This window comes from Nocardiopsis listeri NBRC 13360, assembly GCF_001570765.1.
In the GTDB taxonomy this organism is placed as follows: Bacteria; Actinomycetota; Actinomycetes; order Streptosporangiales; family Streptosporangiaceae; genus Nocardiopsis; species Nocardiopsis listeri.
Genome location: NZ_BCSH01000111.1, coordinates 1 through 11,256, shown reverse-complemented (window position 1 = coordinate 11,256; position 11,256 = coordinate 1). Strand labels below are relative to the sequence as shown.

Sequence of the window (11,256 nt, the reverse complement as noted above, 5' to 3'; positions counted from 1 at the left end):
GGGGACGGTCTCCTTTGGCGACAGGTCGTCGGGACGGACCTGACGAAAGTTCGGGAACTCCGGTTCGGGGTCCTGACTTCCGTGCATGGTGCGCGCCGTGCCGGGGTCCGTAGTGTGAGTGCCATGACCTCCCCGCTCTCGAACAACTCACACGCCTCCGTTCCGCCCTCGGGTCCCACCTCGGGGCAGGTGGCCAAGGCCCGACTCCGGCTGCACGCCCAGCACCGCCCGGTGGCCCACTCCGCGCTCTGGGGGGCCTGCGCCGGAGTCGCCGCCCTCCTCCTCGCCGGGATGTTGACCGCCCCGAACCTGACCGATCCGACCGGCGTCCCCGGCTGGGTCCCGGGCGCCGTCGCCATCATGGCCCTGTCCGTCACCGTGTTGTCCGGGCTGGCCGCGTACTCGATCCTTCGCGTGATGCCCGCGTCACCCGAGACCGATCCGGTGCGCTACGCCATCGCCCGGCGCCAGGCGATCTCCGGGGCTCTCGGTCCGGACGAGAAGGTCAACCGGACCGCCCGACACATGATCGACCACCTCGTCTACGTGTCGAACCCGACCTATCGGTTCGTACCGCTGCTGATCGCCGCGGCCGCCTTCGCCGTCCGCCCGCTGATCGAGATGGCCGGATCCGGGGCCGAGACCTGGACGCTGTTCGAGTTCGTTCCGGCCGCGCTCATCATCCTGGGCATGGTCTTCATCGAACCCATGGCCGACCGGGAGAGGGACGCCTGCCTTTCCTTCCGCGAACAGTACGACTCGGAGTGAGCCGGTGGTCCGGGCCGCGACCCGGACCACCGTGCGAGGCCGTCAGACCGACGGTGATCCGCCGTCGACCTTCCTGGGCACACCGAGCGGGTTGCCGTCCCGCAGCGCGGCGGGCAGCAGGGCGTCCGGCACCGACTGGTAGGTGACCGGGCGCAGGAACCGACGAATCGCGGTGGTGCCCACCGAGGTGTGTCCGGGCGCCGTCGTGGCCGGGTAGGGACCTCCATGGGTCATGGCGTGTGAGACCGCCACACCGGTCGGCCAGCCGTTCCAGATCACCCGGCCCGCCACCGAGGCGCCCAGGGCCAGCAGGGCGGGCGCGATGGGATCGTCCTCCTCGCCATGGACGGTGACGGTCAGCTGCCCTTGCAGGGCACCGCCCACCTCCAGCAGCCGCCGCTCATCGGGATAGGCGACCACGAGTGTGGCGGGACCGAAGCACTCGGTCAGAAGGGCCTCGGAGTGCTCCAGCAGGGAATCCAGGTCGGTACGCAGCAGGCTCGGCGTCCACCCCTCATCGGTCCGCCGCCCCTGGACCAACACCTCCGTGGCCGGGTGCCCCGACAGGTCGTCCAGTCCGTGCGAGTAGCCCTCATCGACCCGGTCGTTGAGCAACGGGGCCGCCGCACGGCCCTCCAGGTCACCGACCAGAGCGTCCAACTTCGTGCCCTCGGGGACGAACACGACCCCGGGCTTGGTGCAGAACTGGCCCGAGCCCATCGTGGCCGAGCCGGCGTAGCCCTCCAGGATCTCGGTGCCGCGGGCGGTCATGGCCGCGCGGGTCACGAAGACCGGGTTGAGGCTGCCCAGCTCCCCGTAGAAGGGGATCGGGTCGGGGCGGGAGACCGCCAGGTCGTACAGGGCACGTCCGCCCGGGATGGACCCGGTGAAGCCGACCGCGCGAGTGTGCGGGTGGGTCACCGCGCCCTTGCCCGCCTCGAATCCGAAGACCAGCGCGAACACCCCTTCGGGCGCGCCCGCGTCGGCCAGTGCCCCGACGACCACCTCGGTGGTACGGCGGGCCAACTCCGGATGACCCGGGTGGGCCTTGACCACGACGGGACAACCCGCGGCCAGCGCGGAGGCGGTGTCCCCGCCGGCGGTGGAGAACGCGAAGGGGAAGTTGCTCGCTCCGAACACCACCACGGGGCCCAAGGGGACGAGGAACCGGCGCAGATCCGGTCGGGGGGTGCCCCACTCCGGATCGGCGGGGTCCACCATGGCCTCCAGGTACTCACCCTGTTCCAGCACGTCGGCGAACAGACGGATCTGGAACGTGGTACGCCCCAGTTCACCGCGGCATCGCGCCTCCGGGTAGTGCGATTCGGTCATCGCGACGGGGACCAGGTCCTCGGCGGCGGCGTCCAAGGCGTCGGCGACCGCGCGCAGCACGCGGGCGCGGTCGGTGGGGTCGAGAGCGGCGAAGAGGGGTGCGGCGGCGGACGCGCGCTCCATGACGGCGTCGAGTTCCTCCGCCGTGGTGTCGGGGATGGCCGTGGTCATGCCTGAACCTCCTGGAGGGGTGGGTGTGCGGGCTCGGACCCACCATGCCATGCACCCGCTGCAAACGGTTGCAGTGGGGTCGCGTACCGGAGCACGCCGAAGGACGACCCATCCCCTCGAACCCGTGAAGCGACAAACCGACTACCGACAGCAACACCAAGCGATAACACCGGACGAATAGGACAAGTTTCAACCACTTCTATCTACCCGCCCCCACCAGGAAGAACGAATGGATCACCCCGACCGGACAAGTGCCCACGAGGAACTTCGGAACGAAACTGGAATTTCCCCGGAACCAGGTGAATCCGAAAAGGCATCATAGGAGACGTGACGACCAATTCCCGAAGCTCAACACCCCCGCGCGCGCGACGCTCCCCGGAGCCGCCCGACGGGGCCGCCCCCCAGCGTGAGAGCCGTGGACCCGCCGGAGTCGCCAACGACGAACTCGCGTTCGCGCAGGCCCCGCTACGCCGGCTCCCCGCCCAGCAGCGCAGCATGGTCCGGGTCCAACGCATGCTCGACTGCTGCGCCGAACTCCTCGACGAGATCGGCTACGACAACCTGTCCACCACACGGATCGCCGAACGGGCGGGCGTGGCCATCGGCTCCGTCTACCAGTTCTTTCCGGACAAGAAGGCGATCACCCAGGCACTCGGACTGCGCTTCCTCGACCAGTTCGGCGCCCGGGTCACCGAACGACTCGCCGACGCGTCCTTCAGCCATTGGACCGGGGCCGTCGATACCATCATCGACGAGTACATCGACATGCACCGCAACGTTCCGGGCTTTCGCAGCCTCCACTTCGGTGACATCGTCGACCCCCGCCTCCTCAGCGGTGGCAGCGACAACAACCGGGTGATCTCCGTGCGCCTGCGCAAGATCATCGTCTCGGTCACCGGACTTCCCGACAACGACGAACTCGACAGAGCCGTACACGTGTCCGTGGAAGCGGCGGACGCCGTCCTCAAGCTCGCCTTCCGTGACAACCCCGAAGGCGATGCCGCACTGGTGTACGAGGCCAAACGCCTCGTCAGCAGCTACCTGTCCCACTTCTCCGAACGCAACGGAGGCGACCATCCGTGGTAGTCGACGCGCCGGCCATCGAAGCACCGACAACCGGGACCGCCGCGGGCGTGCCCTTCCTCGCCCTGCCCCCGGCGGTGTCGGTCCCCGCGCCCGCCCCACTCGTCATCGGCCTGCACGCCTTCGAACCACCCCGCAGTGAATCCGCCCTCTCCGGGGCCATCCCCATGTCGGCGCTCCCGGCATGGCGGGTCTACCTCGGGCTGCCGCTGTTCGGCGCCCGGCTGCCCGAAGGCGGCGTCCCCGAGATCAACCGGCGCGGTGAACGCGACTACCTGGTCGAGCTCTTCGGCCCCGTGGTGGAAGAGGCCGCCGCCGAACTGCGCAAGGTCGACGCCGAACTCCGGTCGTTCCTGCCCATCGCCGACGTCCCGACCGGCCTGGTCGGCGTCGGGGCCGGAGCCACCGCGGTGCTCCTGGCCCTCGCCGAGAACCGCCTCCCCATCGGGGCCGCCGCGGTGGTCAACCCGATCGTCGACCCGACCCTGCTGATGGCGGCCCGCGAACGCCGCACGGGTACCCCCTACCGCTGGAACACCCGGGCCCAACGCACCCGCGGATGGCTGGACATGAGCGCACGGGCCCCGGAGATCACCCGGAACCACACCCCGCTGCTCATGGTCGGCGGAGGCGCGGACGAGGTGTCCCCGCCCGACCACGGACGGGCGTTCCACGACGACCTGGCACGAGGGCTCGGTGGAGCCACCGACGCCCCCGGCCACGAACATGCGCTCCGTCACATCGTGGTGCCCGACCTGGCACACTCCATCGGCCCGGAACCCGGCCTGGAACCCGGACCGCTCACCCCGGCCGGGGTCCTGGTCGACCGCGCGCTGACCGAATGGTTCCACCGGCACCTGCCCGTTTCACCGCAGGTCCGGATGGATCGGGCACACTGAGAGAGGACCCCTCGGGACCGACCACACCACGAACGCGGCCGATCCCGACGTTCACCGGGGGCACGCCGCTTTCCTCCCCCCGAGCCGCCTCCCCGTCGTCGGGGCGACAGACGGCACGCGTTCCATGGGATCATCCAGTGGCGACCGCGCCAGCGGTCCCACCTGATCCGTTCATCCATCAGGAGGGCGAACCACGTGACGGAACCGGCACCGGTCTTTGCCAGCGGGGTCGACAACGAACGGCTGAACGCTCAGCTGCGCTTCCTTCTGGAAGTGGACAAGCTCAAGCGCGTCCTACGTAGGAACCTGCTGGTGGACGGCTCTCGTCGAGAGAACTCCGCCGAACACTCCTGGCACCTCACCCTGTGCGCGCGGACCTTCGCCGAGTACGCGCCCGAGGGCACCGACATCGACCGCGTCATCGAGATGCTCTCCATCCACGACATCGTCGAGATCGACGCCGGGGACACCTTCGCCTTCCAGCCCGACGACGCCGAGTCCCAGGCCGAGCGCGAGCGTGCCGCCGCCGACCGCATCTTCCCCCTACTGCCCGAGGACCAGGCCGCGCTCGCCCACGAGTTGTGGCAGGAGTTCGAGGCCCGACAGACGGCGGAGGCGCGTTTCGCCCGGGCCATCGACCGGCTGTCCACCATGCTCGCCAACTGGCACAACGAGGGTGGCGCCTGGGTACGGTTCGGGGTCACCCGGGCCGAGGTCATGACCAAGGTGAAGCTGATCGCGGAGGGCTCCGAGGCGCTGGGATCGTACGCGACCGCGCTCATCGACGACGCCGACCGCCGCGGCTACTTCCGGGCCTGATCCACCGGTGCGGGAACGGCGCCGAGGGCGTCAGACCCTGCCCATGATGATCTGTGCGGCGGCGGACAGGCCCACGATCACCAGGACGACGCGCAACGCCGCCGGGCTGAGCCTGCGGCCGAAGTTCGCGCCCAGATAGCCACCGACGATCGTCCCCGCCGCCAGGAGTCCGACCACCGGCCACGCCGGTGAGGCGAGCACGATGTAGAACACGGCCGCCGTGCTGTTGGCGATGGTGGCGAGGGCGTTCTTCAGGGCGTTGAGCCGCTGGATGTCCTCGTCCAGGGTGGAGCCCAACAGGCTCATGAGGATGATGCCCTGCGCCGCCGCGAAGTAGCCGCCGTAGGTACCCGCGCCGTAGGCACCGATGGGCATCAGGACCCCACCGTTCTCGTGGGCCGGCTTGCGCGCCCTGGCCCACTTGGTGATCCTCGGCTGGAAGACGATCAGCAGGCAGGCGCCGCCGATCATGAACGGCACCACGGACTCGAAGACCCCGGGCGGCAGGTAGACCAGCAGCGTCGCGCCGGTCAGCGCGCCGAAGAAGGACATGACCCCGAATCTGATCAGCCGCGTCCGCTGCCCGGCCAGTTCACGCCGGTAGGCGATGGTACCGCTGAGCGTCCCGGGTGCCAGGCCGACACTGTTCGAGATGGTCGCGGTGATCGGCGGATAGCCCAGGGCCAGCAGCACGGGGAAGGTGAACAGGGTCCCGGATCCCGCGATCGCGTTGATGCCGCCGGCGGCCATCCCCGCGAGGAGAATGGCAACGGCCTCCCAGAGTTCCATCGCCTCACCTTCCGCTCCGCGGTTCCCCGACCGTCGAGGGCTCGAACAGACTACGAGAACCGGTCATCCGATGATCAGGTCGGGTAGGCCCTGAATCGGGCGACCCGAACCGGACGACCGGACACACCCGGTCCCTGACACACGAAGGCCCCGCCCAGGGGCGGGGCCGGAGCACGTGAAGGATCGGTGGACGACCCGATTCAGCTCGGGACCTTGACGACCTCGTTCTGGATGCGTTCGAAGGCGCTGCTCACACCCTGCAAGGCCTGACCCATCTCCGCCGGAACGATCCACACCTTGTTGGCGTCGCCCTTGGCGATCTCCGGGAGCTTCTGTAGGTACTGGTAGGCCAGCACGTCGGGGTCGATCCGGCTGGTGTGCAGGGCCTTGAAGACCATGTGGATGGCGTCCGCCTCACCACGGGCCCGCAGGGTCTGGGCGTCGGCGTCGGCCTTGGCGGTCAGCATCAGCGCCTCGGCGCTACCCTTGGCCCGCAGCACGGAGGAGGAGCGTTCACCCTCGGCGCGCAGGACCGCGGACTGCTTCTCGCCCTCCGCGCTGAGCAGCTGGGCCCGCTTCTCGCGGTCGGCGCGCATCTGCATCTCCATCGCCTCCTGCACGGAGGACGGTGGCTCGATGCCCTTGAGCTCGATCCGGCTGATCTCGATGCCCCAGTCCCGCGTCGCCTCGTCCAGGACGGACTTGAGCTCGCGGTTGATCTGGTCGCGGGAGGTGAGGGTGCCCTCCAGGTTCATGCCACCGATGACGTTTCGCAGGGTCGCCAGGGTGAGCTGTTCGACCGCCTGGATGAAGTTGGCGACCTCGTAGGTGGCCCGGTAGGCGTCGATCACACGGATGTACACCGCGGAGTCGACCTCGACCGCGAGGTTGTCCTCGGTGATCGCGGACTGCGGCGGGAAGCTGACGACCTGCACACGGCGGTCGATGCGTTCGCGCACCTGGTCGACGCCGGGAATGACGATGTTGAAGCCCGAGCTGAGCGTACGGTGGAACTTACCGAAACGCTCGACCACGTCCTCCATGGAGTGCGGAACGATACGCACGCTTCGCCAGAAAATGATCAACAGGACGGCGACGAAGAGTGCGACGATGATGATCGTGGTCACGGTTACCGACCCTCCACCGAGTCGGGCCGGGTGACGGTGTTCAGTGACGACATCTGGGGCGGCTCCGGATCTGCTGACGGGGGTGACAGGCAGCGCGGGAGCGGACCGCGCCCTAGGCTGCCCGTCATAAAGCGCGCCGAAATAGAGCGATCCGCCCACTGTTCGACGACGCTACCCCATACCCATCCGGGACGACCACATCCGGACGGAAATAGGAATTACGGACCCTGGAATTTCTTCGATAAACACATCCCCAATCACTCCCTTCACAGAAGGGCCCCGGGGCCGACAAGGCCACCGGGGCGATCGGGGAGAAGGGGACGGGGATCGGGGTCCACTCCGAACGCGATGGACCTCAGACGGCGCGGGCCGACCAACGACCACCATCGTGCTCGACCTTCAGTCCCAACCCGAAGGTCTCGCTCAGGTTCTCCGCCGTCATCACCTCGCCCAAAGGACCCGCCTGCACCACCCGACCGTCACGGATCAGCAGAGCATGGGTGAAGCCCGGCGGAATCTCCTCCACGTGGTGGGAGACCACGACCAGCGCCGGCGCGTCCTCGTTGTGCGCGAGCTTGCCCATACGACGCAGCAGGTCCTCGCGCCCGCCCAGGTCCAGCCCGGCCGCGGGTTCGTCCAAGAGCAGCAGCTCCGGGTTCGACATCAGCGCACGCGCGATCAGTACCCGTTTGCGTTCGCCCTCGGACAGGGTGTGGAAGAAACGATCCGCGAGCTCGCCCACCCCCCAGTGCCCCAGCAGCGCTCGGGCACGCCCGTAGTCCGGAACCCCGTACTCCTCCCGGAACCGACCCAGGTAGCCGTAGGCGGCGCTGAGCACCAGGTCGAGGACCGGGGTGTCCTCCTCGATCCGGCCGGACACGGAGGCGCCCGCGTACCCGATCAGCGGCCGCAGCTCGAACACGTCCACGCCCCCGAGGTGCTCCCCGAGGACCTCCACCTTGCCCGAGGTGGGATACAGCTGGCTGGAGGCCACGTTCAGCAGGGTCGTCTTACCCGCGCCGTTGGGACCGAGGACGACCCAGCGCTCCCCCTCGAGCACCGACCAGTCCACGCCATCCAGCAGGTTCGCCCCACCTCGTCGTACCGTGACCCCGTTAAGGCCCAGAACACGCCCGTCCATCATCCTCCTTCTCTCACGTCCCACGCCGGTGCACGGGCCGCCCTACCCTGTAGCAATGCATTTGACGTCCGCACCACTCGTCGCCTGGGGCAACGCCTGGCTTTCGGGCCACGTCGGGTTGGACGACGCCGTCGACGCCGTCGAACGTCGGGGCGGCCCGAACCTGATCGGGACAGTATCCCCCGGTGACCTGCCCTTCGACAGCGGCGTACCGCTGCGCGCCGCACTGGTACGTCTTCGTGGCCTGGGCCTGTCCGCGTTCCGGTTGGCCCTGCCCACCTGGGGCGATCCCTGCGGGCTGGTCGGCCCCGCCGAACTCAACCGAGCGGCGATCGAGGCGCAGGAGGGGGTCTTGGTGCGGCTCGCCGAACGACAGGTGGGGTTGGTGCCCTCCGCCGACCGACGCGGTTCATCCTACGTGGGCGTCTCATGGACCCCGTATCCGGCGAATGACGGCATACCTCAGGTTCCCGACCTTTCCGACGCAGAACGGCGACTCAAGCTCACCCTGGTGCGGGTCGCCGAGCTCCTTCAGGGGGTGGACGACGTGGCCTCCTTCGCCCCGTCCGTCCACCGCGAGCTGGGGGACCTCGGCGATTCGGGCGCCCCGCCCCTCGCCCACGGGTACCCACCACGCGCCCATCGGGTCGCGACCCAGGCGGCGAGGCTCGCCAAGGTGGTGGCCCTCGCCGAACCCGGTTCCGGGCGTGGCATGAACGCCCACCAGATCGATCTGAGGGCCCAAGCCCTGCGCGAACTGGACGGTGTTGTGCGTCGCGCCCTGATCGCCGCGCACGCGGCGATAGAACTGCCCTGAGCGGGAAGGTGCGCACGGACAGCGGTATGGCCCGGAAGGGGACACGGGTGGGACCCTGGTGCCGAGGGCGGGGAGACTCCGGGACGAACCAGGGACGACACCTGATCCGGGACCTCGTCGACCACACCGATACTTGGGTGTGCGGCCGTTTCCTGGCCGACCCACCGAGGAGGAGAGCCGTCACCATGCAGCCCGATCACATCCGAGCTTCCGACGCGGACCGGGACCAGGTTGCCGAACGGCTCCGGGAGGCACTGGCCGAGGGCCGCCTCAGCCCCGTCGAACACGAGGAACGTCTCGACACCCTCTACAGGGCCAAGACCATCGGCGAACTCGGCCCCATCGTCTCCGACCTCCCCCGGTCCGGAACGCCCGGGATGCCCGGACTCCCGGGACTCGGCGGCGCTGAGCCGGGCGACACCACCGACGGCATGGAGATACTCGGCAGCGACGCCCGCGACCTCGCCGGGCAGAGCAAGGGATCGGAGAACCTGGTGGCGGTCTTCGGCGGCGCGGAACGCCGCGGACGCTGGCTCGTCGAGCCCCGCACCAACGTGTCGGTCCTCTGTGGCGGGGTCGAGTTGGACCTGCGCGAAGCGGTGCTGAGCCGGCACGAGGTCACCATTCAGCTCGCCGTGATCCTCGGCGGAGTGGACATCACCGTGCCGCACGGCGTGCGAGTGATCAACAACACTTCGGCGATCCTGGGCGGCACCGACCTCCACGGCACCGATCAGGTCACCGACCCCAACGCCCCGGTCGTACACCTGACCGGAACCTGCATGTTGGGCGGGGTGGACGTCAAGGCGAAGAAGGTCAAGAAGAAGCGCAAGGGCAAGCGTGGCGAGTGATCTGCCTCGCATCCCTGGGACCCTGAATGCTCGCTTACCTGTCCACATAGTGAACGAGCTGCGAAAACCTCCTCCCCCGACCGTCCCGGGCGTCCCACGGCCGAGTACCGTGGGGCGTGCCATGAGTGATGAATCCACGTTGTTGGTAACGATGACCGGGCACGACCGTCCCGGGATCAGCGCACGTCTGCTGAGCACCCTTTCCGTCTTCCCGGTGACCATCGTCGATCTGGAACAGGTCGTTCTCGGTGGGCGTCTGGTGCTGGGGACCGTCCTCGAGGTGGATGAGAAGGTCGCCCCCGGGGTGAGCCATCAGCGGGTCTACGAAGAAGTCCGCTCCGCGCTCGACAAGACCGCGATCGACCTCGACATGGACGTCGAGTACGCCGACGGGAACGGTCGGGTCAACGCCAACGGTGACGAGCACCTGCACGTCACCGTGCTGGCCTCCCCACTACGTCCCGGCGCCCTGAGCGCCATCACCTCGTGTGTGGCCCGCTCCGGGGCGAACATCGACCGCATCGAACGGCTGTCCGCCTACCCGGTGACCTCCGTGGAGATGGAGATCTCCGGAGGCAACGCCGACCATCTCCGTGCCGAACTGGCCATGGAGTCCGCCACCCAGGGAGTGGACGTCGCCGTACAGGCCGGTGGCCTGCACCGGCGCGGCAAGCACCTGGTCATCATGGACGTGGACTCGACCCTCATCCAGGGCGAGGTCATCGAACTCCTCGCGGCCCACGCCGGCTGTGAGGCCGAGGTCGCGAAGGTGACCGAGGAGGCCATGCGCGGTGAACTGGACTTCGAGGAGTCCCTACGCCGCCGTGTCGCCCTCCTCGAAGGTCTGGACGCCTCCGCCATCGAGAGGGTCTGCGGCGAGATCCAGCTGACCCCCGGTGCCCGCACCCTGATCCGCACCCTCAAGCGCCTGGGCTATGAGTGCGGCATCGTCAGCGGCGGCTTCACCCAGATCACCGACGTCCTCGTGGAGCGCCTCGACCTCGACTACTCCGCGGCCAACACGCTGGAAGTCGTCGACGGCAAGATCACCGGCCGCCTCGTCGGCCCGATCATCGACCGCAAGGGCAAGGCCACCACCCTCCAGAAGTTCGCGGAGGAGGCCGGAGTCCCCCTCAACCAGACCGTGGCCATCGGCGATGGGGCCAACGACCTCGACATGCTCCAGACCGCCGGCCTGGGCGTGGCCTTCAACGCCAAGCCCGTGGTACGCCGCCAGGCCGACACCTCGGTCAACGTGCCCTACCTGGACACCATCGCCTTCATCCTGGGGATCACCCGCGAGGAGATCGAAGCCGCCGACCTCGTCACGGACCCCGTCCCCTGACGAGGTCCGTGCACCCGTCTCGCCTGTGGTCACTATCGGCATCGATAGTGACCACAGCTGTAAGAGCACGAAGAACAGCGTCCGCTAGAGCGCCTTCCCCGACAACAAAAAAAA

Annotated in this window: 11 protein-coding genes; 7 read left to right on the top strand and 4 right to left on the bottom strand. The window is 68.6% G+C overall.

Features of this window, described 5'->3' with window-relative positions:
• Nucleotides 1–123 precede the first annotated feature (123 nt).
• The gene (locus tag NLI01S_RS24500) at nucleotides 124–768 is read left to right on the top strand and encodes a hypothetical protein (protein ID WP_067609212.1); all 645 of its coding nucleotides are present in this window, start codon (nucleotides 124–126) and stop codon (nucleotides 766–768) included.
• 42 nt (nucleotides 769–810) lie between these two features.
• Here NLI01S_RS24500 and NLI01S_RS24495 read toward each other — a convergent pair whose 3' ends face one another.
• Entirely contained in the window at nucleotides 811–2,271 is a 1,461-nt protein-coding gene (locus NLI01S_RS24495) for an aldehyde dehydrogenase (NADP(+)) (RefSeq protein ID WP_067609210.1), read from the bottom strand.
• Nucleotides 2,272–2,766: 495 nt separating this feature from the next.
• Between NLI01S_RS24495 and NLI01S_RS24490 the strand changes: the two genes are divergently transcribed.
• From NLI01S_RS24490 to NLI01S_RS24480, 3 genes are all read left to right on the top strand, one after another.
• A complete protein-coding gene (locus NLI01S_RS24490; protein ID WP_067609215.1) occupies nucleotides 2,767–3,357 on the top strand; it encodes a TetR/AcrR family transcriptional regulator in 591 nt (196 codons plus the stop codon).
• Complete coding sequence (locus NLI01S_RS24485; RefSeq protein ID WP_067609207.1) at nucleotides 3,351–4,253, top strand: alpha/beta hydrolase family protein; 903 nt, start codon at nucleotides 3,351–3,353, stop codon at nucleotides 4,251–4,253. Before NLI01S_RS24490 ends, NLI01S_RS24485 begins: the two co-directional genes overlap by 7 nt.
• 195 nt (nucleotides 4,254–4,448) lie before the next feature.
• Nucleotides 4,449–5,072, top strand: a complete 624-nt coding sequence (locus tag NLI01S_RS24480) for an HD domain-containing protein (RefSeq protein ID WP_067609204.1) — start codon at nucleotides 4,449–4,451, stop codon at nucleotides 5,070–5,072.
• Nucleotides 5,073–5,102: 30 nt separating this feature from the next.
• On the opposite strand, the gene NLI01S_RS24475 is transcribed toward NLI01S_RS24480, so the two are convergent.
• The 3 genes from NLI01S_RS24475 to NLI01S_RS24465 form a co-directional block, all read right to left on the bottom strand.
• On the bottom strand, nucleotides 5,103–5,861 hold the full coding sequence (locus tag NLI01S_RS24475) for a sulfite exporter TauE/SafE family protein (protein ID WP_067609201.1): 759 nt from the start codon (nucleotides 5,859–5,861) through the stop codon (nucleotides 5,103–5,105).
• Between the two features lie 200 nt (nucleotides 5,862–6,061).
• A complete protein-coding gene (locus NLI01S_RS24470) occupies nucleotides 6,062–6,988 on the bottom strand; it encodes an SPFH domain-containing protein (protein WP_067609199.1) in 927 nt (308 codons plus the stop codon).
• Between the two features lie 355 nt (nucleotides 6,989–7,343).
• Nucleotides 7,344–8,129, bottom strand: coding sequence for an ABC transporter ATP-binding protein (locus tag NLI01S_RS24465; protein ID WP_067609196.1), 786 nt, complete (start codon nucleotides 8,127–8,129; stop codon nucleotides 7,344–7,346).
• Nucleotides 8,130–8,184: 55 nt separating this feature from the next.
• Here NLI01S_RS24465 and NLI01S_RS24460 point away from each other — a divergent pair, with 55 nt between their 5' ends.
• The 3 genes from NLI01S_RS24460 to serB all read left to right on the top strand — a co-directional run bounded on the left by NLI01S_RS24460 (nucleotide 8,185) and on the right by serB (nucleotide 11,142).
• Nucleotides 8,185–8,946: a hypothetical protein gene (locus NLI01S_RS24460; RefSeq protein ID WP_067609194.1), complete on the top strand. Its 762-nt coding sequence runs from the start codon at nucleotides 8,185–8,187 to the stop codon at nucleotides 8,944–8,946.
• A gap of 185 nt (nucleotides 8,947–9,131) precedes the next feature.
• Nucleotides 9,132–9,797 carry a DUF1707 SHOCT-like domain-containing protein gene (locus NLI01S_RS24455; RefSeq protein ID WP_067609192.1) on the top strand — a complete coding sequence of 222 codons (666 nt, stop codon included), beginning with the start codon at nucleotides 9,132–9,134 and terminating at the stop codon, nucleotides 9,795–9,797.
• Between the two features lie 121 nt (nucleotides 9,798–9,918).
• Entirely contained in the window at nucleotides 9,919–11,142 is a 1,224-nt protein-coding gene (serB, locus tag NLI01S_RS24450) for a phosphoserine phosphatase SerB (protein WP_067609189.1), read from the top strand.
• Nucleotides 11,143–11,256: the final 114 nt, after the last annotated feature.

Bases quoted from the DNA above. Each gene is read 5' to 3' on its own strand.
- NLI01S_RS24500 (WP_067609212.1), top strand. From the start codon at position 124: ATGACCTCCCCGCTCTCGAACAACTCACACGCCTCCGTTCCGCCCTCG.
- NLI01S_RS24495 (WP_067609210.1), bottom strand. From the start codon at position 2,271: ATGACCACGGCCATCCCCGACACCACGGCGGAGGAACTCGACGCCGTC.
- NLI01S_RS24490 (WP_067609215.1), top strand. From the start codon at position 2,767: ATGGTCCGGGTCCAACGCATGCTCGACTGCTGCGCCGAACTCCTCGAC.
- NLI01S_RS24475 (WP_067609201.1), bottom strand. From the start codon at position 5,861: ATGGAACTCTGGGAGGCCGTTGCCATTCTCCTCGCGGGGATGGCCGCC.
- NLI01S_RS24465 (WP_067609196.1), bottom strand. From the start codon at position 8,129: ATGGACGGGCGTGTTCTGGGCCTTAACGGGGTCACGGTACGACGAGGT.
- NLI01S_RS24460 (WP_067609194.1), top strand. From the start codon at position 8,185: ATGCATTTGACGTCCGCACCACTCGTCGCCTGGGGCAACGCCTGGCTT.
- NLI01S_RS24455 (WP_067609192.1), top strand. From the start codon at position 9,132: ATGCAGCCCGATCACATCCGAGCTTCCGACGCGGACCGGGACCAGGTT.
- serB (WP_067609189.1), top strand. From the start codon at position 9,919: ATGAGTGATGAATCCACGTTGTTGGTAACGATGACCGGGCACGACCGT.